Below are 25,287 nucleotides of genomic sequence, written 5' to 3'. Positions count from 1 at the left end.
GCGTGTCCGCCGTGGAGGGCGCCGGCCGCAGCCCCGTGGCGGGTGCGGGATCCTCCGTGATGAGGTGGAAGACTTGAACGTCCGGTTCGGTGCCGGGTTAAGGGGGCGGACGTGGGTGACAATCCGTTGATTCCGAAGATGCGCCTGGATGAGCTGCTGACGGAGCTGCAGAGCAGGCTGGCGACGGCGCTGGAGACCCGGGACCGGGTGCACGCGTTGCTGGAGGCCGTGGTCTCGGTCGGCAGCGACCTGGACCTGGAGACCGTCCTGCGGCGGATCACCGAGGCGGCCACCACGCTGGTCGACGCCCGCTACGGGGCCCTCGGGGTGATCGGTGAGGGCCAGACGCTGGAGCGCTTCATCCCGGTGGGCCTGAGCGAGGAGGAGATCGAGCGCATCGAGCACTGGCCGCACGGCAAGGGGCTGCTGGGCCTGCTCATCAAGGATCCCCGGCCGCTGCGGCTGGACGACATCTCCGATCACTCCTCGTCGTACGGCTTCCCCGAGGGTCATCCGCCGATGCACGGCTTCCTGGGCGTGCCCGTCCGGGTGCGCGAGGAGGTGTTCGGCAACCTGTACCTGACCGAGAAGGCCGGAGGGGGAGCCTTCGACGACGAGGACGAGGCCGTGGTCGCCGCGCTGGCCACCGCGGCCGGCGTCGCCATCGAGAACGCCCGGCTGTATGAGGAGAGCAGGCAGCGCGAGGACCGGCTGCGGGTCTCCGCCGAGCTGACCACCGGCCTGCTGTCGGGTGACGAACCCGATGAGGTGATGGCCGTCATGGCGCGGCGCGCCCGGGAGCTGACGCACGCCGACACGGCCACGGTGAGCTTCCCGCTCGGGGAGTGCATGCGGGTCGAGATCGCCGACGGGCTCGGTGCGGAGCTGCTGCGGGGCAGGGACGTGCCGATGGAGCGCTCGCTGGCCGCCTCGGCGCTGCGGTCGGGCACGTCGCAGAGCACGCCGGACCTGCGCAAGCACACGGACTACCCGGAGCACCTGGAGCACGTGCCGCTGGGCCCGACGATCGCCGTGCCGCTGGGCAAGCCGGGCAGCACCCGCGGTGTGCTCAGCCTGGCCAAGCGGACCGGGATGATGTCGTTCAACGAGGCGGACCTGCGCACGGCCGAGGCGCTGGCCGGGCAGGCGGCGGTCGCGCTGGAGCTGGCCGACGTGCGCCGCGACGCCGAGCGGCTGGGCCTGCTGGAAGATCGCGACCGCATCGCCAAGGACCTGCACGACGTGGTGATCCAGCGGCTGTTCGCGGTGGCGATGACGCTGATGAGCACGGTCCGGATGGTGGACGACCCGACGGCCTCGGCCCGGGTGCAGCACGCGGTGGACGAGCTCGACCAGACCATCAAGGAGATCCGTTCCACGATCTTCGCGTTGCAGTCGCCGCCGCAGGCCGGGGCCGGGCCCGGCCTGCGGGGCCAGGTGATGGAGCTGGTGGAGGCGGCGCGCGAGCAGCTCGGTTTCATGCCCGGCATCCGGATGGAGGGCCCGCTGGACAACACGGTGCCCGAGGAGGTCGGCGAGCAGCTGCGGGCGGTGCTGCGCGAGGCGCTGTCCAACGTCGCGCGCCACGCCCGGGCGAGCAGGGCCCAGGTGCTGGTGGGGGTCAGCGAGGGCACGCTGCTGCTGGAGGTCGCCGACGACGGCGTCGGCATCCCCGAGGGCGGGCGGCGCAGCGGACTGCGCAACCTGGAGGAGCGCGCCACGCGGCTGGGCGGGACCTTCAGCGCGCAACGCGTCGAGGGCGGCGGGAGCCGGCTGCGCTGGAGGGTCCCGCTCGAACGGGGCTGAACCGGCCCTGGGGTGGAAAAGGGCCGGAGGTCCCTGGGCGCGAAGGATTTTCGTCACTGCCGGAAGGCGCGTGACCGGCGGTCGAATGGGGGCGACCGCAGGAGGCGCGACATCATGACACCGCACACCGCACGCCCGGTGAACCTGGGACATCCTCGCGGCACCCGCGAGCCGGCGACCACGGGACCTCCTGCCACCGGGCCGTCGGACCGGAGAGGTCCCCTCGGCATCCGCCAACCGGTCGGCCTGAGAGCCTCCGCCGCCGGGCCGATGGACCGGGGACATCCTCCCGGCGCCCGCGGGCCGGCGGGGGTCGCCTCCGGCGGGCCGGGGTGGCGGCGTCTGCTGGACGCGACGCAGAACCGGGTGGTCAACCCGGTCGTGCGGGGGTTGTTGCGCTCTCCGGTGCACGATCTGGTGAGCGCCTCGGTCGTGCTGCTCACGATGCGGGGCCGGGTGAGCGGCCGGGAGATCGCCGTACCCGCCGGGTACGTGGAGCGGGACGGCGAGCTGCTGCTGATCAGCCGCCGGGAGCGGCAGTGGTGGCGCAACCTGCGCGACGGGGCGCCCGTCCGCGTGCTCCTGCGGGGCCGTGAGTGGAACGCGACCGCGCGGACGTCCGCGGAGCCGGAGCAGGTCGTGGAGACCCTCATGGCGATGGCCGCGGACCGTCCGTCGGGGGCCGCGCAGTCGGCCTGGGCCCGTGACGGGGTCGCGATCCGCATCCGCCTCGGTGATCCGATCCCGCGTGCCCGGATCACCGGCCTGTGGTGGCGCTGGTTCCGCGCCACCGTGCTCGGAGAGGTCGCCGGATTCGTCCTGCCCGCGGTGGTCGCCGCGCTGATCGCCGGCTCCCCGGGGTTCGGGCCCCTGGCCCTGGCCGCCCTGATGATCCTCGCCGGAGCGGGGGAGGGGGCCGTGCTCGGCCTGGCCCAGGCCTGGGCGCTTCGCGGTGCGCTGCCGGCGGTGCCGACCCGGTCGTGGGTGCGGGCGACCGCGGCCGGTGCGGCACTGGCCTGGTCGGCGGCGGTCCCCCTGATGGTCGGCCGGGGAGCGGAGGACGTCTCCTGGCCGGTCCTCGTCGTGATGGGCATGATCGCGCTGACGTCCATCGGGCTGTCGCAGTGGCGGCTCCTGCGCGGGCATCTGGCCCGCGCGTGGCAGTGGGTCGTGGCGAGCGCCGGCGGCTGGTGCATGGGCCTGGCCGCCTTCGGCCTCGTCACCACACCGCTGTGGCAGCCGGGACAGCCCGCCGTGCTCGTCGCGCTGATCGGCATGCTGGGCGGGCTCGTCATGGCCGCGACCGTGGCCGCCGTCACCGCCACCACGCTGGTCCGGCTCGTGCGCTGAGGCCCCCGCAAGAGTTGAGGCCCTCGCAAGAATTGAGACCCTCGCGAGAACTGAGATCGGAGGGACGAAGGTCCCGTTGAGGACAGGACCTTGGCGATCCCGGCGTGAGCCGTACGGCTCTGCGGAAACAGGGGGTGCGGCCGATTAACTGAGTGTCATAAGAACACGACAGAAAAGAAACAAGGAGCCGATCATGGCCATCCTCGAACGGCACACCCGGCCGCTCACCACTACCGCCGCCCCCGCCGCCGCCGCGCGGGGCCGTATCCCCGCCGTCGCCTACGCCTGGGCCGCCGCCCGCATCGCCCTGGGCTGGGTGTTCCTGTGGGCCTTCCTCGACAAGACCTTCGGTCTCGGGTTCGCCACCCCGGCGGCCAAGGCCTGGGTCAACGGGGGCAGCCCCACCACCGGCTTTCTGAAGGGCACCGGCGAGAACGCGCTGGGCGGCTTCTTCAGCGCCCTGGCCGGTCAGGCCTGGGTGGACTGGCTGTTCATGCTCGGCATGGCCGGCATCGGCACCGCGCTGATCCTGGGCATGGGCCTGCGGATCGCGGCCGGCGCGGGCGCGGCCATGATGCTGATGATGTGGGCGGCCGAGCTGCCCCTGGTCACCAACCCGTTCATGGACGAGCACATCGTCTACGCCATCGTGCTGGTCGCCCTGGCCCTGGCCCGGGCCGGCGACACCCTGGGCCTGGGTGCCCGGTGGGGCAAGACCGCCCTGGTCAAGCGACTGCCGATCCTCAAGTGAGGGCCGCCGAGACGCCCGTCCCCTGAACGCGGGGGACGGGCGTTCGGCATGTCCGGAGTCCGTTCGCGGCCGGCGTCAGCCGTCTGTGTCGTTATCGGAAAAATGTGTTTTTCGGGCCGTATGCACTTTTCCAAAGCTTCATCAGGGAGGACCAAATCCTCTAGATGATCAAGAAAAATGCGGGAATCGTGACGTTCATGGAGAAACTACAGAGGATCGATGCCTACTGGCGCGCCGCGAACTATCTCTCGGTAGGACAGATCTACCTGCTGGACAACCCCCTGCTGACCGAGCCTCTCGCGGTCGAGCACATCAAGCCCCGGCTGCTCGGGCACTGGGGCACCACACCGGGCCTGAACTTCTGCTTCGCACATCTCAACCAGGTCATCCTTGAGCGGGACCAGGAGATGATCTACATTGCCGGGCCGGGACACGGTGGCCCCGCCGCGGTCGCGCACGCCTGGCTGGAGGGCTCCTACACCGACAAGTACCCCGACATCCCGCAGAACGTCGCGGGCATGCGGCACCTGTTCCGGCAGTTCTCCTTCCCCGGCGGCGTCCCCAGCCACGTCGCCCCCGAGACACCCGGATCGATCCACGAGGGCGGTGAGCTCGGCTACGCTCTGGCCCACGCCTACGGCGCCGCCTTCGACAACCCCCGCCTGGTGGTCGCCTGCGTCATCGGAGACGGCGAGGCCGAGACCGGCCCGCTGGCCGCCAGCTGGCACTCCAACAAGTTCCTGGATCCGCAGCGCGACGGCGTCGTCCTGCCGATCCTCCACCTGAACGGCTACAAGATCGCCAATCCCACGGTGCTGGCCCGCATCCCCGAAGACGAGCTGATCAAGCTCATGGAGGGGTACGGCTACCGCCCGCACATCGTCTCCGGCGACGACCCGCAGACCATGCACGAGCTGATGGCCTCCACCCTGAACACGGTCTTCGACCAGATCGCCGAGTTCAAGAACGGGCACGCCCGGCGTCTGCCCATGATCATCCTGAGGACGCCCAAGGGCTGGACCGGGCCCCGCGAGGTCGACGGCGTCCCGGTGGAGGGCACCTGGCGTTCCCACCAGGTCCCGCTGTCCGGAGTCCGCGACGACGCCGCCCACCGGGCGATGCTGGAGGAGTGGATGCGATCCTACCGGCCCGAGGAGCTCTTCGACGCCGACGGCCAGCCGTTGCCGGAGATCCTCCAGCTGGTGCCCCAGGGCCCGCGGCGGATGAGCGCCAGCCCGCACGCCAACGGCGGGGAGATCCTGCGCCCGCTGGCCATCCCCGACTTCCGCCGCTACGCCGTGGAGGTCAAGGCCCCGGCCGCGCAGCTGACCGAGCCCACCCGCGTGCTGGGCGCCTTCCTGCGCGACATCATCGAGGCCAACCCGCAGACCTTCCGCCTGATGGGGCCCGACGAGACCGCCTCCAACCGGCTCGGCGCGGTCTTCGAGGCGACCTCGCGCACCTGGAACGCCGAGGTCCTGCCCACCGACGAGGCGCTGGGCCCCGGCGGGCGCGTCATGGAGGTGCTGTCGGAGCACCTGTGCCAGGGCTGGCTGGAGGGCTATCTGCTGACCGGCAGGCACGGCCTGTTCAACTGCTACGAGGCGTTCATCCACATCGTCGACGCCATGTTCAACCAGCACGCCAAGTGGCTGGACGCCTGCCACGACATCCCGTGGCGGCGGCCGGTGGCCTCGCTCAACTATCTGCTGTCGTCGCACGTGTGGCGCCAGGACCACAACGGCTTCAGCCACCAGGACCCCGGCTTCCTCGACGTCGTGGTCAACAAGAAGGCCAAGGTCGTGCGGGTCTATCTGCCGCCGGACGCCAACACGCTGCTGTCGGTCGGCGACCACTGCCTGCGCTCGCGCGACTACGTCAACGTCATCGTGGCGGGCAAGCAGCCGGTGCTGGACCTGTTCACGATGGAGGAGGCGATCGTCCACTGCACCCGCGGCCTGGGCATCATCGACTGGGCCTCCAACGACGCCGGAGGCGAACCCGACGTCGTACTGGCCTGCGCCGGTGACGTGCCGACCCTGGAGACGCTGGCCGCGGCAGCGCTGCTGCGGGAGCATCTGCCCGGCCTCAAGGTCAGGGTCGTCAACGTCGTCGACCTCATGCGCCTGCAGCCGCCCAGCGAGCACCCGCACGGCATGCCGGACAACGAGTTCGACGCCCTGTTCACCGCCGACAAGCCGGTCATCTTCAACTTCCACGGCTACCCGTGGCTGATCCACCGCCTGACCTACCGCCGCGCCGGGCACAACAACATCCACGTGCGCGGCTACAAGGAGGAGGGCACCACCACCACGCCCTTCGACATGGCCATGCTCAACGACATCGACCGCTATCACCTGGTCATCGACGTCATCGACCGGGTCCCCGGCCTGGGCACCGCCGCGGCGCACCTGCGTCAGAAGATGACCGACCTGCGGCTGCACATCCGCGCCCACACCCGCCGGCACGGCGAGGACCCCGCGGAGATCCGGAACTGGACCTGGCCGCAGTGACCGCCGGACCCTGAGCGTCACAGGGGTCCGGGCGTCACCGGGCCCTGAGCGGTCCGGACACCGTACGGCACGGCGCCCCGCAGGCCTCGCCTGCGGGGCGCCGCTGCTCTATGCACAAACTTGCAGATCATGTTATATGGAGGTGCCAACCGGCCCAGGACTGTCGCGACCACACGTCGGAGCCTCACACCGACCGCACGGTATTCGATCATGCTCCGGCAGGGAGGACGGGGCACAGTGACGCTGATCCTTGACGGCGTTCGCGTCAGGCAGCGCGGGGAGACCTGGCTCGAAGACATCGATCTCGAACTGCCGAACGGGATGACGACCCTCATCGGGCCGCTGGCGGCGGGCAAGACGACGCTGATGCGGGTCGCCGCCGGACTCCTCCCCCCCACCTCGGGACGCGTCGTCGTCAACGGCCGGGACGTCACGTCGGTCTCGGTGCGCAAACGGTCGGTGGCCTTCGTCTACCAGCAGTTCATCAACTACCCGTCCCTGTCGGTGTACGAGAACATCGCCTCCCCGCTGCGCCTGGACCCCTCCTTCCCCCGCCGGGAGATCGACCGGCGGGTGCGTGAGATCGCCGAGATCATGGGCATCGGCGACCTGCTCGACCGCAGGCCCGAGGAACTGTCGGGAGGCCAGCAGCAGCGCACCGCCATCGCCAGGGCGCTGGCGCGGCCCGTCGACGTGCTGCTGCTGGACGAGCCGCTGGCCAACCTCGACTACAAGCTCAGGGAGCAGCTGCGCGCCGACCTCAGGGACATGTTCGCCGGCTCGGCGGGGGTGGTCCTGTACTCCACGGCCGATCCGGCCGAGGCGCTGGGCTTCGCGGCGCCCACGGTGGTACTGGGCGAGGGCCGCATCCAGCACACCGGCGACGTGGCGGAGATGTACGACCGGCCGCCGACGCTGGCCGTCGCGGCGACGCTCAGCGACCCGCCGCTGAACCTGCTGCCGGGCCTGGCCCACGAGGGCAGGATCGACTGCCTGGGTGTCTGTTTCCCGGTGCCCGGCGAGCGGGCGCCCGCCGGGCGCGTGGTCCTGGGGGTGCGCCCGCACCAGGTGACCATCGAGCGGACCGGGCCCGGGGACGTGGAGTTCCCCGCGGAGATCCGGCTGGCGGAGGTGACGGGCAGCGCCACCTTCCTGCATCTGCTGCTGCCGGGCAGCCGGCACCTCGTGGCCCAGCTGGAGGGGACGCGGCTGTTCACGCCCGGGCAGCCGGCGACGGCCTACGTCGACCCCTCGCGGGTCCTCATCTTCGACGAGGCCGGCGTGAGCCTGCCGGCCAGACCGGCGGCGGAGGCCGATCTGCATGGCTGACATCCGGCTGGAGGGCGTGGGCCACAGCTACGACGGGGGCCGGACGTGGGCGCTGCGGCCGATGACGTGGACCTGGCGCAGCGACCGGGCCTACGCGCTGCTCGGGCCCAGCGGGTGCGGCAAGACGACGCTCCTGAACATCATCTCGGGGCTGCTCTCCCCGACGACGGGACGGGTCTGGCTGGGGGACCGGGATGTCACCGCGGTGCCCACCGCGCGCCGCAACATCGCCCAGGTCTTCCAGTTCCCGGTGCTGTACGAGGAGATGTCGGTGTACGACAACCTCGCCTTCCCGCTGCGCAACCGCAAGTACCCCAAGGCGGAGATCGACCAGCGGGTGCGCAGGGTCTCCCACCTGCTCGGGCTGGACGACCACCTGCGCCGCAGGTCCCGGCGGCTGGACCCGGGCCGGCAGCAGATCGTCAGCCTGGGCCGCGGGCTGGTCCGCCCCGAGGTCGCCGCGGTCCTGCTCGACGAGCCCCTCACCGTCATCGACCCCGCGATGAAGTGGACGCTGCGCAGCAAGCTGAAGGAGATCCACCGCGACACCGGCCACACGCTCATCTACGTCACCCACGACCAGACCGAGGCGCTGACCTTCGCCGACGAGGTGGTCGTCCTCAACGAGGGGGAGATCGTGCAGGCCGGAGAGCCGACCGAGCTGTTCCTGTCGCCCGCGCACGAGTTCGTCGGGCACTTCATCGGCTCGCCCGGCATGAACGTGGTGCCCGCCGAGATCGCCGGCGGCGCGGTCCGGGTCGGGGCCGAGGCCGTCGGGCGGGCGGTGGGCGAGGACGGCGACCTGCCGCCGGGGCCGGTGCGGATCGGCGTGCGGCCGGAGTTCGTGCGGATCACCGCCGCGCAGGCGACGCCAGGCCTGACCGCGCGGATCACCGGGGTGGACCGCATGGGCGCCTACGACCTCGTGCGCGCCCGGGTGGACGACCACCCCCTCGTCGCCAAGACCGGCGCCGGCTCCCGGTACGCGCCCGGCGCCGTGGAGTTCTTCCGCTTCGACGCCGGCCGGGCGTTCCTGTTCCGGGACGCGGTCCGGTGCGGGTCGATCGCGCCGCTGGACGGGAGGGACGGATCGTGACCGGCGAGAGGCTGAACGACGTCTCCGGCGACGTCTCCGGCGAGGTCTCCACGGCGGGCGCCGTCGTCGCCGGCGACCGGGTGGAGCCGGAGGCGCCGGTGGGGGCGGCCCTACCCCGCGACGAGCCGGGCGGACAGGCGGACACCAAGCCGAGGAACAACCGGGCCTGGTTCCTGGTGCTGCCGGTCGTCGTGTCGGTCGCCTTCACCGCGGTGATCCCGCTGATGACGGTGGTCAACTTCTCGGTGCAGGACATCTTCAGCCCCACCGACCGGATCTTCGTGGGGCTGGACTGGTTCCGCAGCGTCTCGCGCGACCCCGAGGTCCGCGCCGCGTTCGTGCGGACGCTGTTGTTCTCGGCGCAGGTCCTGCTGCTGGAGATCCCGCTCGGGGTGGCGATCGCGGTCTCGATGCCGCGCCACGGGCTGGGGGTGCCGGTGGCCCTGGTGCTGGTCGCTCTGCCGCTGCTCATCCCGTGGAACGTGGTGGGCACCATCTGGCAGATCTTCGCGCGCGGCGACATCGGCCTGGGCGGCTGGACGATCAACAACGTCCTGGGCGTCAACTTCAACTACACCCTGGACTCCACCGACGCCTGGATCACGGTCCTGATCATGGACGTGTGGCACTGGACCCCGCTGGTGGCGCTGCTGGCCTACGCGGGCCTGCGCTCGATCCCCGAGCCCTACTTCCAGGCCGCGCAGATCGACGCCGCCTCCGGCTGGGCCACCTTCCGCCACATCCAGCTCCCGCGCCTGCGCGGCGTGCTGACGATCGCGATCCTGCTGCGCTTCATGGACAGTTTCATGATCTACACCGAGCCGTTCGTGGTGACCGGCGGGGGACCGGGCAACGCCACCTCGTTCCTGAGCATCCTGCTGTCGAAGATCGCCGTCGGGCAGTTCGACCTGGGGCCCGCCGGCGCCTTCTCGCTGCTGTACTTCCTCACCGTGCAGATCGTCTCCTACGTCTTCTTCACCGTGCTGACCAGGACGGGAAGGTGAGCCCATGCCCGCGAAGGCGAGCCCGGTCGCCGTGGCGGCCGGCATCCGGCGGCAGCTCCCGTGGGCCCGCACGGTGTTCTGGCTGTACGCCGCCACGCTCATGCTGCCCCTGCTGTGGATGTTCGGCATGTCCATCCGGCCCAACGAGGACATCCTCGGCAGCTTCGCGCTCATCCCGCAGCGGGTGACGTTCGAGAACTACCAGACGTTCTTCACCGACCCCGTGTGGTACTCGAGCTATCTGAACTCGATCATCTACACGTCCATGAACGCGGTCCTGTCGCTGATCGTGGCGCTTCCCGCCGCCTACGCCTTCTCCCGCTTCAGGTTCGCCGGGGACAGGTTCCTGTTCTTCTGGCTGCTGACCAACCGCATGGCCCCGCCCGCGGTGTTCCTGCTGCCGTTCTTCCAGATCTACCAGAGCGTGGGACTGTTCGACACCCACCTCGGGGTCGCCATCGCGCACATGCTGTTCAACGTCCCGCTGGCGGTGTGGATCCTCGAGGGGTTCATGTCGGGCATCCCCCGCGAGATCGACGAGACCGCGGCGATCGACGGCTACTCCCTGCCGCGCTTCTTCGTGCGCATCTTCCTGCCGATGATCCGCTCCGGGATCGGGGTCACCCTCTTCTTCTGCTTCATGTTCAGCTGGGTCGAACTGCTCATCGCCAGGACGATCACCTCGGTCGACGCCAAGCCGATCGCCGCGACCATGACGCGGACCGTGAGCGCGGCCGGGGTCGACTGGGGCCTGCTCGCCGCGGCGGGCGTGCTGACGATCATTCCGGGAGCGATCGTCATCTGGTTCGTCAGGAACTACGTGGCCAAGGGGTTCGCCCTCGGGAGGGTCTGACCGTGCTGGAGTGGATGGTGTGGACGCCGCCCACGGCCCTGGTCTTCGTCGGCCTGGGCCTGCTGCTGGCCGGGATGGCGGTGTGGGCGAAGATCTCGCCGCCGGTGGCGCGGCGCGGCTTCCTGCGGATCGAGACCGACCGGGGCGACCGGCTGTACATCGGGCTGATCAGCGCGGCGGTGGTGCTCACGGTCTGGATCGCGGTCACCGACCTGTCGATGTGGCTCGCCCTGGGATGCGCGCTGCTGGTGGCGCTGGTGATCGGCATATGGGGTTGACGTGGAAAAACAACGGCCGCCAGAGAGGAGTCGGAGATGTCGTTAACACTCAGGGGGCGTGCGGTCATCGTCCTGGCCGTCGGCCTGCTGGCGGCCGCGTGCTCACAGGGGGAGCAGGGACAGCCGACCGGGGAGTTCAACGAGGCCGCCGCCAAGACCGCGGCGGCGCGGTGGGTCTCCCAGGAGTTCACCCCCAGCACCCTCTCGCGTGACCAGCAGCTGGCGGAGATGGACTGGTTCATCAAGGCGGCGGCGCCGTACCGCGGCATGGACATCAACGTGGTCTCCGAGACCATCACCACGCACGAGTACGAGTCGCGGCAGCTCGCCAAGGCGTTCACCGAGATCACCGGGATCAGGATCAAGCACGACCTGATCCAGGAGGGCGACGTCATCGAGAAGCTCCAGACCCAGATCCAGGGCAACCAGAACATCTACGACGCCTACGTCAACGACTCCGACCTCATCGGCACGCACTCCCGCGGGGACTACGTGCTCCCGCTGTCGGACTACATGGCCGGGGAGGGCAAGGCGGTCACCTCGCCCACGCTGGACATCGGCGACTTCATCGGCATCAGCTTCACCACCGGGCCGGACAAGAAGATCTATCAGCTCCCCGACCAGCAGTTCGCGAACCTCTACTGGTTCCGCTACGACTGGTTCACCGACGAGAAGATCCGCAAGCAGTTCAAGGACGCCTACGGCTACGACCTGGGCGTGCCGGTCAACTGGGCCGCCTACGAGGACATCGCCGACTTCTTCACCAACAAGGTGAACGGCGACGGCACCGTCGAGGGCAAGAAGGTCTACGGCCACATGGACTACGGCCGCAAGGACCCCTCGCTGGGCTGGCGCTTCACCGACGCCTGGCTGTCGATGGCCGGCAACGGCGACGCGGGCATCCCCAACGGGCTGCCGGTGGACGACTGGGGCATCCGGGTGGAGGACTGCCGCCCGGTCGGCTCGTCGGTGGGCCGCGGCGGCGACACCAACGGCCCGGCCTCGGTCTACGCGCTCACCAAGTACGTGGACTGGCTGAAGAAGTACGCGCCCAAGGAGGCGGCCGGGATGAACTTCAGCGAGGCCGGCCCGGTCCCCGCGCAGGGCAACATCGCCCAGCAGATCTTCTGGTACACCGCCTTCACCGCCGACATGACCAAGCAGGGGCTACCGGTCGTCAACGCGGACGGCACGCCGAAGTGGCGGATGGCGCCCAGCCCGCACGGCTCCTACTGGAAGGACGGCAACAAGCTGGGCTACCAGGACGCCGGGTCCTGGACCCTGCTGAAGAACACCCCGCCCGAGCGCCGCGCCGCGGCCTGGCTGTACGCCCAGTTCGTCACCTCCAAGAGCGTCTCGCTGAAGAAGTCCATCGTCGGGCTGACCTTCATCCGGGACACCGACGTCCGCAGCGACTACTTCACCGACAACGCGGCCAAGTACGGCGGCCTGATCGAGTTCTACCGCTCGCCCGCCCGCAAGCAGTGGACCCCGACCGGGACCAACGTGCCCGACTATCCGCGGCTGGCCCAGCTGTGGTGGCAGAACGTCGCCACCGCCGTGACCGGGGAGACCACGCCCCAGCAGTCGATGGACAACCTCGCCAGGCAGCAGGACGAGATCCTGTCCCGGCTGGAGCGCCGCGGCTACGGCGGCGACTGCGCGCCGAAGCTGAACCCGGACCGGGGTGCCCAGTACTGGCTGGACCAGCCGGGCGCCCCGGTGCCCAAGCTCGCCGACGAGCGGGGCAAGCCCGAGACGCTCGACTACGACAAGCTGATCGCGCAGTGGAAGCAGGGCAACTGACGTCGCGCCGGCCGCCCGTCCGGAGCGGGGGGCGGTGAGCGACATCCCGGGGGCGCGGGCCCGCCGCGGGGCGGGCCCGCGCCGTCGTTAGCATGGTCGCGGCCCGGCCCCGCCGCCCGGCGGGGCCTTCGCGGCATCACGGGCATCACGGAAGGCCAGGCGTGAACGTCATCACGGCAGACCTCTACGACGAGCGCGGCGACGAGCTCGACTCCTGCGACCTGCAACTGCGCCAGTACGGCGGGCGCCGCGCCTTCCGCGGCACCGTCGCCACGGTCCGCTGCCACCAGGACAACCTCCTGGTCAAGCAGACCCTCTCCGAGCCCGGCCACGGGCGCGTCCTGGTCGTCGACGGCGGGGGCTCGGTGCACACCGCGCTGATGGGCGACGTGATCGCGGGCGCCGCGGTCGCCAACGGCTGGGCGGGCGTGGTCGTCAACGGCGCCGTCCGCGACGTCACCGCCCTGAGCGAACTCGACCTCGGCGTCAAGGCCCTGGGCTCCAACCCCCGCAAGAGCGCCAAGGACGGCGCGGGGGAGCGCGAGGTGCCGGTGACCTTCGGCGGGGTCACCTTCCACCCCGGCGCCGAGCTGTTCAGCGACGACGACGGGATCCTCGTCACCCGGAAGTGACCGCCCCGGGAGTGACCGCCCCGAGGATGACCGCCCGGCAACGATCGCCCGGAGGCGGTCGCGCGGGACCGGGGCGCCGGGTCCCGCGCGATCCGCTCGCCGTGGCCGGCAGGCTTACAGGGGCCCGCGCTTCCAGGGGCCGCGGATGGCGTAGGTGCGGCCGGGCGGGTCGGTCTCGGCCGTGCTGCCGAGGTTGTTGACGAACAGCACCGAGCCGTCGGGGCTGAAGCACGCCCCGGCGAACTCGCTGTCGTCGCTGATGTTGACCGCGAACTCGAACGGCTGCCCGCGGCGCGGGTCCAGCCCGATCAGGCGGTTGACGTTGGTCAGCCCCGGCGCCAGCGGGTGCGGGTCGGCGTCGACGGAGGAGGCGTCGTCCTCGCACAGGACGATGCCGCCGCGCGGGGTGAAGGTCAGGTTGTCGGGGGAGTCCAGGGCCTTGCGGCCGGGCGACTCGTAGACCAGCACCAGGGTCCCGCCGTCGTGACGGCCGGGGATGTAGCGCCAGACCTGGCCGTAGCCCTCGACGTACCCGTCGGCGCCCGGGGCGTCGCCGTTCTTGGCGTCGCCGCCGCTGGTGGAGTTGAAGAACGCACTGCCGTCGCCCCACCAGCAGCCCTCCAGCCGGTTGAACTTCGCCCCGCCCTTGGCCAGGCCCTGCTGGGTGCAGGTCGGCGCGCCCCCCTCCAGGTCGGGGTCCGGGTCGTCGATCGTCACCCACTCCACCGGCAGCCGGGCGCCCATGCGCTGTCCCTCGCGGCAGTCGTAGCCGTCGCGGCCCTTGATCTTCAGCATCTCCAGCACGCCGCCGGCGGCGAGGTTGCGCGGGTCGTGGGGGCGGTAGCGGTAGAAGCCGTCGGGCTTGCCGGAGTCGTCCTCGGTCTCGTAGACGTAGCCGGTGCGGGGGTCGACGGCCACGGCCTCGTGCGAGAAGCGTCCCATCGCCGTGATCGGCATCGAGGCCGCGGGCTTTCCGGGCTCGGGCCCCTCCAACGGCACCTCGTAGATGTAGCCGTGCTTGCGCTGCCAGCCCTGGGCGAGTCCCGCCGTGGTCTCCTCGCAGGTCAGCCAGCCGCGGGCACCGAGCATGACGCCTCCGGCGCAGTTGATGATCGTGCCGTTGAGGCTGACGAAGTGGCGGATCACCTCGCCGCTGCGCAGGTCCACCTCCAGGGTGGTGGTCCCCCCGACGCCGAGCTCGTCGTAGCGGGCCGAGCCGGGCACGTGCACCCGGCCGACGGGCGACCCCGGCGGGGTGCGGACCTCGTGGTTGCGGATCAGCCGGGCGGTGTGCCTGCGGGTGCCGCGGAAGGCGCCCATGCCGTCGTGGGCGATCGGCGTGAGCGTGCCGTCGTCCATCGGGGTCCCGGTCCGGCCGATGACGGTGTAGGAGAACCCGGCGGGCAGGGCCAGGAGCTCCTCCCCGGTGTTGCGGGACCTGGTACGGCGCAGCTCCCCGTAGCCGACCTCACCGGGGTGGGAGAGCGGGCGGCCCTGCTGCGCCCAGGCGGCGTGCGCCTCCAGGGTGCCCAGCGCCACGCCGGCCGCGAGGACGCCACCGGTCGTGGTCAGGAAGGATCTGCGATCGACGGAGACCATGACGAGTCCCTTCGTGAGGGTTCGGGACGAGACTCCGCCCCCGGCGGGAGTCGTGCGTCCGGCAGATGAACATCCGGTGAACGGGATCTCCCTGAGCATCCCCGGTGATTGCGGTCGTGTCCACCTTTCAAGGGGATGTCTTTATGTCTTTACAAGGATCGTGCCAGGACGCCTGAACTCCCGTCGTCCGGGCCCCGCCCGGCCGGCGGCGGGCGCGGGCCCGGTGATCCCGGGACCCGCCGGGCGCGGGCGGTCCGGTGACCGGGCGTCCTCATGCGCAGGCGGTCCCGGCGGGCCGGTGGCGGGCGCCGGTGACGCTCCAGCGCGGTCCGTCGGGGGTGTCCTCGACGAGCACCCCGCCGGCCGACAGTGCGGCGCGCAGCGCGTCGGCCAGGTCGTAGCGGTGCGACCGCCGCAGCTCGCCGCGCAGCGCCAGCAGCGGCTCGACCATCGGGGCCAGGCGGTCGTGCGGGTCCACGGTGTCGGCGAGCCCGCCCAGCACGGCGATCAGGGAGCGCAGGGTCCGCCGGGCGTCGTCGACGCCGCCGGCGTCCTCCTCGGTGTCGGCCGACCAGGTGACGATCTCGGACTCCAGGTCGAGCACGGCCCGGACGGCGGCGGCGGTGTCGTGCCGCGTGAGCGCGGCGCGGACGTCGCGCTCGCGCTCGCGGGCGGCCTCCTCCAGGGTGACCTGGCGGGGCGCCGGCGGGCCCGCCTGCCGTGGGACCCGGGCCGGGGCGCCGCCCCTGGCCAGGCGGCCGATCCCGGCCAGGTCGGTGCCGCCGCCCGCGGGCAGGACCGTCTGCGAGCCGCGCCGCCGGACGGTGAGGGCTCCGCGGCCGGCCACCGCGACCTCCCCGGTCTCCAGGTCGATGATCACCGCGGTGTGCTCGTCGATGCCGAGCACGAAGGCGTCCGGCGGCAGCAGGTCCTCCATCAGCGACAGCCGCCGCTCGCCGAGATAGCAGTAGCGGGTGTCGTGGGTGCCGCCCTCGGCGTTGTCGAAGTGCGGGATCACCGCCGCGCGCAGGCCGAGCGGCTCCAGCAGGTCCAGGCCCTCGCGCCAGTGCGGGTCCTGGCCCACCTTGTAGATCTCGTAGACCGGCACCGTGGCCAGGCCCGCCGTACAGGCGGCGGCCGAGGCGAGCACCGTCGCCCCCCGCCGCGCCCGGACCCGGGCCCGCAGCTCGTCCGCGATCCCCGAGCCGCTCCACCGGTCGAGGGCGAAGGTCGGGCTGCCCGGCCCGGAGAACACCCAGTCGGCCCCCTCCGGCCGGGCCGACACCTCGATCTCCAGCCCGACGCTCCGGGCGAAGTAACCGCGGGCGCGGGCGGAGATGTCGGCGGCGTTCTCCTGGAAGGCGTATGGCGTGTCGAGCAGCACGGCCCGGGGCGCGGCCCCCAGCCCGCGCACGACGGAGCGGTGGATCTCGACCATGGTCGGGCTCGTCTCGCCCGATCCCATCAGCACCAGCACGCCGTGCCCGTCCCGCATGGCCGCCCCCTCTCCCGTACGCCGACGATGATGGTCCGGCGGGGCCCCGCCGTCCACCCCTCGCCCGGGCTCCGATCCGGAGAACCGTGAACCCCGGTCACGGGTTGCGGTGATACGTCGGTGGGACCGGGCGGCCCTCAGCCCGGATCGTGACCGGCGAGCCGCCGGAGGGTCGCCACCAGGGCCGGGTCGGCGGCGGAGCCGAAGAAGGCCCGGTCGGCCGCCTCGACGGCGGCGACGGCCTCCCGGGCGAGCCGCCCGCCCTGCTCGGTGACCCGCAGCAGCCGGGCCCGGGTGTCGGAGGGGTCCACCTCGCGCCGGATCAGGCCCTTGGTCTCCAGCCTGCGCAGCACCTGCGAGGTCATCTTCACGTCGGTGCCCGCGGCGGTGGCCAGGTTGAGCTGGTTCGGGTTCTGCCCGTGGGTGTTCAGCCACCAGGTGGTGGCCAGCAGCACGAACTGCACGTGGGTGAGGTCCAGCGGCGTGAGTGCGGCGGCCATCTCCCGCTGCCAGCGCAGCGTGACGTGCCACAGCAGGAAGCCGGGACTGCGGTCCGGTTCCAGGGGCACGCCTCAGCCCTCCGCCCGCCGTACCAGCGCGGCGAGCACGTCGGGGAAGTCGGCGGTGATCTGCGGTCCCAGCTCCGGCCCGACCTGATCGGCGGCGGCCCCCGTGATCTCGGTCCGGTAGGTCACCCGGGTGCCCCCGCCCGGCAGCGGCTCCAGCCGGTGCACGGTGGTGACGAGGAAGTCGCCCGCGTCCATCTCGTCGGTGAACACCCGCCCCGGCACGATCTCCACCAGCCGCATCGGGATCGCGTCACCCTGGGGCGGTGTCATCGTGAACGCCGTGCCGACCGCGAACGGCCCCTCGACCTCGATCTTGGCGATCCCGTCGTTCCACTGGGGCCAGGCGTCCATGTCCGACCAGATGCGCCAGAGCGCGTCGGGGGCGGCGGCGGTCTCGACGCTGTACTCGTACTCCCACATGTCTTCCTCCATCAATCAGGCTTCGCGTAGATTATCTACGCGCAGACTATCTGGATGCAAGAGGATGCGCGGACAAATCTGTCGCACAGGGCCTCGGGGGCATGCGTCGGCGCCCGCTCCCGAGTCATAGCCGGCCACGGTCATCGAGAGGCCGATTACGGTGAACGAGTGCCTCGCATCGATTTTGTCCACCGTCGACGCAGGTGATCCAGAACTCGCGACAGGGGTGTGTGGAGTTGGTGGGTTCGCCGGAGCCGCCGAGGGAGCGGATCGTGGGCCGGGCCGTGGAGCTGGCGGCGATCAACAAGCTCATTGAGGCCTCCGCCGATGGGCGTGGTGCGGCCGTGATGATCGTCGGCGAGGCGGGCATCGGCAAGTCGCGCTTGCTGACGGAGGCGTCGGCCCGGGCCTCGGCGGCGGGCATGGAGGTGCTGGCGGGCGGCACCTACCGGGCGCTGGCCACCGCGTTGCTCGGGCGGTTGCGGGATGCCGCGTTCACGGCGGACGCCGGGCTGCGGCCGTACCGGGCGGCGCTGGGGCGGATCATTCCCGATCCACGCCGACGCCCGATCCCTGCCGTTCGCGGCGGGCTTCTTCGACGCCGTCATCAGCATCGACTCCTTCGTCTACTACGGCACCGACGACCTCTACCTCAACTATCTGGCCCGGTTCGTCCGGCCGGGCGGTCAGATCGGCATCGCCGGCGCGGGACTGACCCAGGAGATCGACGGGCCGGTCCCCGAACACCTGCGGGGCTGGTGGGGGCCGAGCATGGCCTGCCTGCACTCGGCCCACTGGTGGCACCGCCACTGGGAACGCAGCGGCGTCGCCCGCGTGGACCTCGCCGACACCATGACGGACGGCTGGAAGCACTGGCTGCAATGGCAACGGGCGATCGCACCGGACAACGAGGCGGAGATCGACGCCCTCGACGCCGATCGCGGACGTCACCTCGGGTACGTGCGTGCGCTCGCCCGGCGCCGATCGGACATCGCACTCGATGACCCCGTCTCCTCCATCCCCGTCGCCTATACGGAACAGCCCCTGTATCGCACCGGGGAGGGAGCGGCCACCGGTCCGCGACGGCCGCGGGGGTGACCGTTCCCCTACCGCCGGCAGCATCGGCGGGCGGGCCACCCGCCCGGCACGCACCGCCGTAGCCGCTCCCGGCTTCGGGGCCCGCTCCTCTTCTAGCCCCTGCCCAGTGCCCGGCCGCTCACGGAGCGCGGGGAGATGTCGGCGATGATGGCGGCGTACACCGGGTGGCGGTCCTGGCCGCGGTCCTGGATCGCCGAGAGCCGCTCGCGCAGGGCCGCCCCCACCCGCAGGTCGATCTGCTCGGCGAGCTCCAGCACCCTCGACAGCGCCGCCGACGTCGCCGCCTCGTCGCCGACGGCCCGCAGGACCTCGCCCAGCATGATGAGGGTGTCGGCCTCGCGCAGCGGGATCCTCATCTGGCGGAACAGGGTGGCGGCCTTGCGCAGGGGGCTGACGGCCTCGGGCGGCTTGCCCGCCGCGATGGCGAGCTCGCCCATGCCGGCCAGCGCGTTCGCCTCCGCGAGCCGGTGGTGGCTGCTCTGGGCGCCGGTCAGGGCGTGGCCGAGCAGGGTGACGGCCTCCTCCAGCCTGCCCTGGCGCAGCCGCGCCATGCCCAGGCCGTGCAGGGCGAACGCCTCGCCGATGGTGTCGCCGGTCTCCTGCACGACCGTCAGCGCCTCCTCGAAGGCGCCCGCCGCCAGGGCGAACTCGCGCGCCTGCAGGTGCGCCTCGCCCATCCGGTGCAGGACCTGGGTGGTCACCCGCCTGCTGCCGCCGCTCCTGCTGCGGACCAGGGCCTCGGCCAGCAGCATCTTGGCGCCGTCGATGTCGTCGCAGTCGACCCGGATCTGGGCGAGGTTGTGCAGCGTGTGCGCGGCGGAGATCTGGTCGCCGATCGCGCAGAAGATCTTCAGGGCGTCTTCCAGATGGTCCATCGCCGCCTCGTACTGGCCGCCCAGCCGTTCCAGGAAGGCGAGGTTGCGGATGGACAGGGCGATGTTGGGCTCGTCCCCGACCTCCTGGAAGAGTTCGAGCGCCGCCTGGAACTCGCGCCGCGCGTCGTCGAAGCGCTGCTCGCTCAGGGACAGCGTGCCCAGCGAGCCCAGCATCTCGGCCTGCCCGCGCTTGTCGTCGCCGTTCTGGGCGGCCTCCAGGGCGATCTTGTGGGTCTCCTGCCAGTCGTCCAGGTAGACCCGCGACTCGAAGAAGTCCTCGCCCTGCTTGGCCAGCTTCCAGCACAGCTCGACGAATCCCGCCTGCGCGGCCTGGCGGATGCCCGACAGCAGGACGTGGCGCTCGGACTCGAACCAGAGGACGGGGTCGGAGACCAGTCGTTCGACGAGTTCCCCGGGGAGGGGGGAGGAGAAGGAGCCCGGCTGGCCGTCGGAGACCGACGCGCCGAACTCGCGGCTGCGGGCCGCCCGGATCAGGGAGAGCAGGGCGCTGAGCACGCGGGAGAGCGTGGCGGTGCGCTCGGCGGGCGGCTCCTCCGCCGCCAGCCGCTCGCGCGCGAACACGCGGATGAGGTCGTGGAAGCGGTACTGCGTGTTGATGTGCCGCCCGGTGCTGATCACCTCGATGAGCTGGGCGTCGGTCAGGACGTCGAGCAGGTCCTGGGCGTCGGCGAGCGGCTGGTCCATCAGGGCCGCGCTGGTCCACGCCGAGAAGACGCGCGAGTCGAGGATCGCCAGCCGCCGGAACAGGTGGCGGGCCGGCTCGCTGATGCCCTCGTAGGTCAGGGAGAGACTGGCCCTGATGCCCATCTCGCCGTGCCTGAGCTCGTCGAGCCTGCGGGCCCCGTCCCTGAGCCGGTCCACCAGCTGCTCGACGCTCCAGTGGGGGCGGGCCGCCAGGCGCGCGCCTGCGATGCGCAGCGCCAGTGGAAGGTTCCCGCACAGCTCGGCGAGCGCGACGGCCGCCTCGGGCTCGCCCTGCATCCGGTCGGCACCGGCGATGTGGGAGAGCAGGTCCAGTGACTGGATCGCGTCGAACAGGCCCACATCGACTTGGATCGCTCCCGCCAGTCCCGAAAGCCTGCTCCGGCTGGTGACGATGACGGCGGAGGCGGGGTTGCCTGGCAGCAGGGGGAGCACCTGGCTCTCGGTGGTCGCATCGTCCAGGACGATGAGCATCCTGCGGTCGGCCAGGAGGATCCGGTAGGTCTCGGCCCGTTCGTCCATGCTGTCGGGCAGGGAGGTGCCGGGCACCCCCAGCGCACGCAGGAAGCGTTCGAGCACCTGCATCGGGCTCACCGGCCGGGTGCCGCCCCCGTGCAGGTCGGCGTAGAGCTGGCCGTCGGGGAAGCGCTCGGTGACGCTGTGCGCCGCGTGGACCGCGATGGTGGTCTTGCCGATCCCGGCCCGGCCGGAGATCGCGACGATGGGCACGGCGAAGCGGGCCGCGCCGCCGGAGGCGAGCGTCAGGCGCTGCCGGATCTCCTCGATCTGGTCGTGCCGGCCGATGAAGTCGGCGATGCCGGCCGGGAGCATGCCCGGGACGGCGGGCAGGACCACCCGCGACTCTGCCTCGGCCTGGGTCGGCGGGCTCGGCGGGTCGAGGCGCTCGTCCGCGGTGAGGATCGCCGATTCGAGCTGCTGCAGTCGTTCGTTGGGCTCGATGCCCAGCTCGTCGATCATCATGCGCCGGGCGTCCCGGTAGACCTGCAGGGACTCGGCCTGGCGGTCCGAACGGTACAGCGCGGTCATGAGCTGGCCGATGAGCCGCTCGCGCAGAGGATGTTCCTCCGTCAGCCTGCTGAGCTCGCCCACCAGCTCGTGGTGGCGGCCCAGGTCCAGCTCCAGCTGGATGCAGTCCTCGTTGGCGGTGATGCGCTGCTCGTCGAGCTGGCCGGCGGCCGACTGGACCAGCCGGCTCTCGACGCCCTCCAGGGCCGGGCCGCGCCACAGCGCGAGCGCCTCCCGGTAGTGCTTGACGGCCTCGTCGAGGCTGCGCTCGTCACGGCGCCTGCGCGCCTTGAGCACGAGCTCGTCGAAGCGGCGGGCGTCGATCCGGCTCTCCCCGGTGCGCAGCGCGTAGCCCTGCGACCTGGTCACGATCATGTCGGGGTCGCCGTTCGCGCTGAACAGGCGCCGCAGCGTGGAGATGCAGATCTGCACCTGCGCCCGCGAGGTGGCGGGCGGGTCGTCGCCGTAGAGCGCCTCCATGAGGCGTCCGATGGTGACCGGCCGGTCGGCGTTCAGGAGCAGGACGGCCAGGACGGTCCGCTGCCGGGAGCCTCCCAGGTCGAGAAGGCGCCCGTCGGCTGCGGCTTCAAGAGCTCCCAGGATACGAAACTCCACACGCATCTCCTCGAAGAGGCGCCACTCTTATGGCGAGAATCCTCGCTCTTATGTTGCCGAGAGGTGCACGATGCGAATTCCGGAAAGAGGCCACTTTGCCGATCGTCCGCGATCGGCGGCGCCACTTCCTGGCCATGGCACGCAAAGATACGGTTCACCCCAAGATCTGCACGCTCGACATGACGGTCGTCCTCACCTGCCTGTCAGTTTCGCCTTGGATGGTACAGTCCCGACCGACGTGTGACTAGACGATCGTGTATTCTACACCGGGTTCACCTTTTGCTTTACTCGTCACGATCAGCCCCTATTGAGCGATCCGGGTGAGATGTGTCGAAAGGCTTCGACCGGCGTTTCCTGCGTGTCAATGATCGCGGGGCCGCGTCAGGGGGAGCATGCGACGGCCCCCGTGCGAGCCCGGCTGGCGGGTTCGTGCGGAGGCCGATGGAGTGCGGGTGCGGCGGTGCCGGGGTCGATCAGCCCCGGGGGCAGGGCCGAAGCGTTCTCATGTTGTGAGACCGAGTAGCTGAAGACTGTCTGCGGGATGGCCGCGGCAGCGGTCGGTGGCGGCGATGTTGCTCCAGCCGAGAACGCATCAGCCTTGGCCCCAGGGGGTGCCGAACTGGGTCGGCGACGGCGTGGGTGTGGGCGTGGGCACGCTGTTGGGTTGGGTGTCGTCACCGTACTGCAGGACCGGCTGTGAGTCCGCGGCCTGCGCGACGGCGACGCCCGCGCCGGCGACGCCGCTGAGGGCGACGGCTGAGACGATCGAGATGACCAGACGCGTAACGTTCCTGTTGACACCGGCGCTCATTTGCCTACCTCCATGGTCGTCGCGGCGGCGCATCGGTTGCGCCGGCCGCCAGGGGCGATCGGCAATCACGCTGACAACGGCCGCCATCCGCTCCATATCGGCTCACTTCCGGGCAGGCATCAGCGCAGGCCGGAGGGGGGATGGCGAGGCCTCCCCGGACACAAGAGGGCATTTTTCCGGAATGTTGGCAGGGCCGGGCAGGCCGCGCCTTCGGCCCGCTATCGCGCGGACGGGGCCCGGCGATAGCGGACCGAAGGCGCGGCGATAGCGGCGCGCGCGACCCTGGCAAGGAGTCCGGGTGGCCCGGCGCCTTGGTGAGGCCACCCGGACGATCAAGACCATCGAGCCGGCGCGTCCGCCCGGATCGCCGGCGAGCGGCGGGCGGAGGCGATGGAGACGGCTCGCTCGGACGGCCCCCTTGGACAGGTGACGGTGAGATGGGTATTGCTGTACAGGCGTTGGACGGTGTGTACGGTCGCCCGGCCGCAGGCGTCCACGTGCGCATCGAGCATGCCGGCAGCGGCCAGTGGCTCACCGAGGTCAAATCCGAGACCGACCCCGAGGGGCGCGTACGGGAATGGCGGGGACGCGCACTCGAACGCGGCCTGTACCGGATGACATTCGAGAGTGACCGTTACTTCGCCGGCCTCGGGCTCATCGCCGCATACCCCGAGATAGTGGTCATGTTCCGCATCCAGGACGGCGCCGAGGCGTACCAGATCCAGGTGCTGCTTTCGACGTACTCGTACTCCGTCTATTTCGGTTCGCTCGGTTGAGCGTCTTCGCGTGAGCAGTAAAGGACCCGACCATGGACACCAGCCGTTACGCCGCCTTCCCCCCGGTCCCGCTCGATGACCGCACGTGGCCGGCCGCCACCGTCACGGCGGCCCCGCGCTGGCTCTCGACCGACCTTCGCGACGGCAACCAGGCCCTGGCCGCGCCGATGAGCCCGGAGCGCAAGCTGGTGATGTTCGACCTCCTGGTGGCCATGGGCTACAAGGAGATCGAGGTCGGGTTCCCCGCGGCCAGCCGCGACGACCACGACTTCGTCCGGATGATCATCGAGCAGGACCGCATCCCCGACGACGTGCGCGTCTCGGTGCTCGTCCAGGCCCGCGACGAGCTGATCGAGCGCACCGTGGAGAGCCTGCGCGGCGCGCCGCGCGCCACCGTCCACCTCTACAACGCCACCTCCCCGTACTTCCGCAGGACGGTGTTCGGGACGGACCGCGACGAGTGCAAGGACATGGCCGTCCACGGCACCCAGGTGATGATGAAGTACGCCGAGCGCCTGCTCGGCACGTGCGACCTCGGCTTCCAGTACTCTCCCGAGCACTTCTCCGACACCGAGCCGGACTTCGCGCTGGAGGTCTGCGAGGCGGTCATGGACCTCTGGCAGCCCGGCCCCGGCCGCCCGATCATCCTGAACTTCCCCACGACGGTCGAGCGCTCCACCCCCAACGTCTTCGCCGACCGGATCGAGTGGCTGAACCGCAACCTCTCCCGGCGCGAGCACGTCTGCCTGTCGGTGCACCCGCACAACGACCGGGGCACCGGGGTCGCCACGGCGGAGCTGGCCCTGCTGGCGGGGGCCGAGCGGATCGAGGGCTGCCTGTTCGGCAACGGCGAGCGGGCGGGCAACGTCTGCCTGGTGACCCTGGGGCTGAACCTGTACACCCAGGGCGTCGACCCCGGCATCGACTTCTCCGACATCGACCACGTCCGCCGCACGGTCGAGTACTGCAACGGCATCCCGGTCCATCCCCGCCACCCCTACGGCGGCGACCTCGTCTACACCGCCTTCTCCGGCTCGCACCAGGACGCGATCAAGAAGGGGTTCGACACCGTGGAGCGGGAGGCCGCCCGGACCGGGGCCGACCCGTCCCGGATGCCGTGGCGGATGCCGTACCTGCCGCTGGACCCGCAGGACGTGGGGCGCACCTACGAGGCCATCGTGCGGATCAGCAGCCAGTCGGGCAAGGGCGGTCTCGCCTATCTGATGAGCGCGCGGTACGGCCTCGACCTGCCCCGGGCGCTGCAGATCGAGTTCGCCCGCCACGTGCAGGCGCTGGCGGACGCCGAGGGCGGGGAGATCGCGCCCGACCGGATCAGGGACGCCTTCCTGCGCGAGTACGCCGTCGCCTCCGCCGACATCCCCGCGTTCCCCGAGGCCGCCGGGACGGTCACGGCCCTGCACATCGACGGCGAGGGCTTCGATCCCGGCCCCCGCCGGACGGACACCGTCAGGGCCGTGCGCTCGGCTCTGGCCGAGCGGGGCGTCCGCGTCCGGGTGGTCCACCACCTGGGCCCGGCCGGCCGGGAGCGCGAGGAGGTGGCCGTCTACGCCCAGTGCGGCCTGGACGGCCGGACGTTCTGGGGGGCCGGGATCGCGCGCGACGTGGTGAGCGCGGCCCTGGCGGCCGTCGGCGCCGCCGTCGCCAGAGCGGGACTGCGGCACCCGGCCGCACCCGCCGGCCCGCCGCCGCTGCCCGAGGTCGAACGGCGCCACGCGGGCCGTTCCGGGCACCCGGCCGGCCGGCCGCGACGGGTGATAGCGGGGCGATAGGGGACCGATGCCCGCCACCCCTAGCGTGGTCGGTGAAGAGGCCGGAGTGGCCCCGAAAGACAGGCGGTCACC

At 71.3% G+C, this 25,287-nt stretch carries 20 protein-coding genes and 1 pseudogene; 15 read left to right on the top strand and 6 right to left on the bottom strand.

Going from position 1 to position 25,287, the window contains the following annotated elements; genetic code table 11:
* Positions 1-138 precede the first annotated feature (138 nt).
* The 11 genes from Pta02_RS20705 to rraA all read left to right on the top strand — a co-directional run bounded on the left by Pta02_RS20705 (position 139) and on the right by rraA (position 13,418).
* Entirely contained in the window at positions 139-1,806 is a 1,668-nt protein-coding gene (locus Pta02_RS20705; protein ID WP_203876540.1) for a sensor histidine kinase, read from the top strand.
* 270 nt (positions 1,807-2,076) lie between these two features.
* Positions 2,077-3,156 carry a nitroreductase/quinone reductase family protein gene (locus tag Pta02_RS20700; protein WP_203876524.1) on the top strand — a complete coding sequence of 360 codons (1,080 nt, stop codon included), beginning with the start codon at positions 2,077-2,079 and terminating at the stop codon, positions 3,154-3,156.
* A 193-nt stretch (positions 3,157-3,349) separates the two neighbouring features.
* On the top strand, positions 3,350-3,907 hold the full coding sequence (locus Pta02_RS20695; RefSeq protein WP_239131067.1) for a hypothetical protein: 558 nt from the start codon (positions 3,350-3,352) through the stop codon (positions 3,905-3,907).
* Positions 3,908-4,104: 197 nt separating this feature from the next.
* A complete protein-coding gene (locus Pta02_RS20690) occupies positions 4,105-6,420 on the top strand; it encodes a phosphoketolase family protein (RefSeq protein ID WP_203876523.1) in 2,316 nt (771 codons plus the stop codon).
* 237 nt (positions 6,421-6,657) lie between these two features.
* A complete protein-coding gene (locus Pta02_RS20685) occupies positions 6,658-7,749 on the top strand; it encodes an ABC transporter ATP-binding protein (RefSeq protein WP_203876522.1) in 1,092 nt (363 codons plus the stop codon).
* Complete coding sequence (locus Pta02_RS20680) at positions 7,742-8,845, top strand: ABC transporter ATP-binding protein (RefSeq protein WP_203876521.1); 1,104 nt, start codon at positions 7,742-7,744, stop codon at positions 8,843-8,845. The genes Pta02_RS20685 and Pta02_RS20680 overlap by 8 nt, the downstream gene beginning before the upstream one ends.
* Positions 8,842-9,849, top strand: coding sequence for a carbohydrate ABC transporter permease (locus tag Pta02_RS20675; RefSeq protein ID WP_203876520.1), 1,008 nt, complete (start codon positions 8,842-8,844; stop codon positions 9,847-9,849). The genes Pta02_RS20680 and Pta02_RS20675 overlap by 4 nt, the downstream gene beginning before the upstream one ends.
* A 4-nt stretch (positions 9,850-9,853) precedes the next feature.
* On the top strand, positions 9,854-10,702 hold the full coding sequence (locus Pta02_RS20670) for a carbohydrate ABC transporter permease (protein WP_203876519.1): 849 nt from the start codon (positions 9,854-9,856) through the stop codon (positions 10,700-10,702).
* 2 nt (positions 10,703-10,704) lie between these two features.
* Positions 10,705-10,980 (top strand): DUF2160 domain-containing protein, encoded by a 276-nt coding sequence (locus Pta02_RS20665; RefSeq protein WP_203876518.1) that lies wholly within the window; start codon positions 10,705-10,707, stop codon positions 10,978-10,980.
* Positions 10,981-11,016: 36 nt separating this feature from the next.
* Positions 11,017-12,786: an ABC transporter substrate-binding protein gene (locus Pta02_RS20660; protein WP_203876517.1), complete on the top strand. Its 1,770-nt coding sequence runs from the start codon at positions 11,017-11,019 to the stop codon at positions 12,784-12,786.
* A 161-nt stretch (positions 12,787-12,947) separates the two neighbouring features.
* The gene (gene rraA / locus Pta02_RS20655; protein WP_239131065.1) at positions 12,948-13,418 is read left to right on the top strand and encodes a ribonuclease E activity regulator RraA; all 471 of its coding nucleotides are present in this window, start codon (positions 12,948-12,950) and stop codon (positions 13,416-13,418) included.
* A gap of 114 nt (positions 13,419-13,532) precedes the next feature.
* Here the strand turns inward: rraA and Pta02_RS20650 are convergent, their stop codons facing one another.
* The 4 genes from Pta02_RS20650 to Pta02_RS20635 form a co-directional block, all read right to left on the bottom strand.
* Positions 13,533-15,017 carry an alkaline phosphatase PhoX gene (locus tag Pta02_RS20650; protein WP_203876515.1) on the bottom strand — a complete coding sequence of 495 codons (1,485 nt, stop codon included), beginning with the start codon at positions 15,015-15,017 and terminating at the stop codon, positions 13,533-13,535.
* Positions 15,018-15,288: 271 nt separating this feature from the next.
* Positions 15,289-16,512 (bottom strand): hypothetical protein, encoded by a 1,224-nt coding sequence (locus Pta02_RS20645; protein ID WP_203876514.1) that lies wholly within the window; start codon positions 16,510-16,512, stop codon positions 15,289-15,291.
* A gap of 137 nt (positions 16,513-16,649) precedes the next feature.
* The gene (locus Pta02_RS20640) at positions 16,650-17,081 is read right to left on the bottom strand and encodes a MarR family winged helix-turn-helix transcriptional regulator (RefSeq protein ID WP_239131055.1); all 432 of its coding nucleotides are present in this window, start codon (positions 17,079-17,081) and stop codon (positions 16,650-16,652) included.
* A gap of 3 nt (positions 17,082-17,084) precedes the next feature.
* Positions 17,085-17,501, bottom strand: a complete 417-nt coding sequence (locus Pta02_RS20635) for an SRPBCC family protein (protein ID WP_203876513.1) — start codon at positions 17,499-17,501, stop codon at positions 17,085-17,087.
* A gap of 203 nt (positions 17,502-17,704) precedes the next feature.
* Between Pta02_RS20635 and Pta02_RS42320 the strand changes: the two are divergent.
* Both Pta02_RS42320 and Pta02_RS20625 read left to right on the top strand, forming a co-directional pair.
* Positions 17,705-18,085 (top strand): annotated as a pseudogene (locus Pta02_RS42320) (ATP-binding protein); the annotation flags it as partial.
* Entirely contained in the window at positions 17,988-18,599 is a 612-nt protein-coding gene (locus Pta02_RS20625) for a class I SAM-dependent methyltransferase (protein WP_203876512.1), read from the top strand. The pseudogene Pta02_RS42320 and the gene Pta02_RS20625, both read left to right, overlap by 98 nt.
* A 92-nt stretch (positions 18,600-18,691) precedes the next feature.
* Here the strand turns inward: Pta02_RS20625 and Pta02_RS20620 are convergent, their stop codons facing one another.
* Positions 18,692-21,838, bottom strand: coding sequence for an AfsR/SARP family transcriptional regulator (locus Pta02_RS20620; RefSeq protein ID WP_203876511.1), 3,147 nt, complete (start codon positions 21,836-21,838; stop codon positions 18,692-18,694).
* A gap of 592 nt (positions 21,839-22,430) precedes the next feature.
* On the bottom strand, positions 22,431-22,745 hold the full coding sequence (locus Pta02_RS20615; RefSeq protein WP_203876510.1) for a hypothetical protein: 315 nt from the start codon (positions 22,743-22,745) through the stop codon (positions 22,431-22,433).
* Positions 22,746-23,086: 341 nt separating this feature from the next.
* Between Pta02_RS20615 and Pta02_RS20610 the strand changes: the two genes are divergently transcribed.
* Both Pta02_RS20610 and leuA read left to right on the top strand, forming a co-directional pair.
* Complete coding sequence (locus Pta02_RS20610) at positions 23,087-23,425, top strand: hydroxyisourate hydrolase (RefSeq protein WP_203876509.1); 339 nt, start codon at positions 23,087-23,089, stop codon at positions 23,423-23,425.
* 32 nt (positions 23,426-23,457) lie between these two features.
* Positions 23,458-25,215 (top strand): 2-isopropylmalate synthase, encoded by a 1,758-nt coding sequence (gene leuA, locus Pta02_RS20605; RefSeq protein WP_203876508.1) that lies wholly within the window; start codon positions 23,458-23,460, stop codon positions 25,213-25,215.
* The last annotated feature ends 72 nt before the right edge of the window (positions 25,216-25,287 follow it).

Origin of the sequence: Paraplanobispora takensis (assembly GCF_016863195.1) — a bacterium.
Classification (GTDB): Bacteria; Actinomycetota; Actinomycetes; order Streptosporangiales; family Streptosporangiaceae; genus Planobispora; species Planobispora takensis.
This window is presented reverse-complemented; position numbering and strand designations above follow the sequence as displayed.

Excerpts from the sequence above, each read along its gene's own strand:
- Pta02_RS20705 (WP_203876540.1), top strand. The coding sequence starts at position 139 with ATGCGCCTGGATGAGCTGCTGACGGAGCTGCAGAGCAGGCTGGCGACG.
- Pta02_RS20700 (WP_203876524.1), top strand. The coding sequence starts at position 2,077 with ATGGACCGGGGACATCCTCCCGGCGCCCGCGGGCCGGCGGGGGTCGCC.
- Pta02_RS20695 (WP_239131067.1), top strand. The coding sequence starts at position 3,350 with ATGGCCATCCTCGAACGGCACACCCGGCCGCTCACCACTACCGCCGCC.
- Pta02_RS20690 (WP_203876523.1), top strand. The coding sequence starts at position 4,105 with ATGGAGAAACTACAGAGGATCGATGCCTACTGGCGCGCCGCGAACTAT.
- Pta02_RS20680 (WP_203876521.1), top strand. The coding sequence starts at position 7,742 with ATGGCTGACATCCGGCTGGAGGGCGTGGGCCACAGCTACGACGGGGGC.
- Pta02_RS20670 (WP_203876519.1), top strand. The coding sequence starts at position 9,854 with ATGCCCGCGAAGGCGAGCCCGGTCGCCGTGGCGGCCGGCATCCGGCGG.
- Pta02_RS20660 (WP_203876517.1), top strand. The coding sequence starts at position 11,017 with ATGTCGTTAACACTCAGGGGGCGTGCGGTCATCGTCCTGGCCGTCGGC.
- Pta02_RS20650 (WP_203876515.1), bottom strand. The coding sequence starts at position 15,017 with ATGGTCTCCGTCGATCGCAGATCCTTCCTGACCACGACCGGTGGCGTC.
- Pta02_RS20645 (WP_203876514.1), bottom strand. The coding sequence starts at position 16,512 with ATGCGGGACGGGCACGGCGTGCTGGTGCTGATGGGATCGGGCGAGACG.
- Pta02_RS20635 (WP_203876513.1), bottom strand. The coding sequence starts at position 17,501 with ATGTGGGAGTACGAGTACAGCGTCGAGACCGCCGCCGCCCCCGACGCG.
- Pta02_RS20625 (WP_203876512.1), top strand. The coding sequence starts at position 17,988 with ATGCCGCGTTCACGGCGGACGCCGGGCTGCGGCCGTACCGGGCGGCGC.
- Pta02_RS20615 (WP_203876510.1), bottom strand. The coding sequence starts at position 22,745 with ATGGAGCGGATGGCGGCCGTTGTCAGCGTGATTGCCGATCGCCCCTGG.
- Pta02_RS20610 (WP_203876509.1), top strand. The coding sequence starts at position 23,087 with ATGGGTATTGCTGTACAGGCGTTGGACGGTGTGTACGGTCGCCCGGCC.
- leuA (WP_203876508.1), top strand. The coding sequence starts at position 23,458 with ATGGACACCAGCCGTTACGCCGCCTTCCCCCCGGTCCCGCTCGATGAC.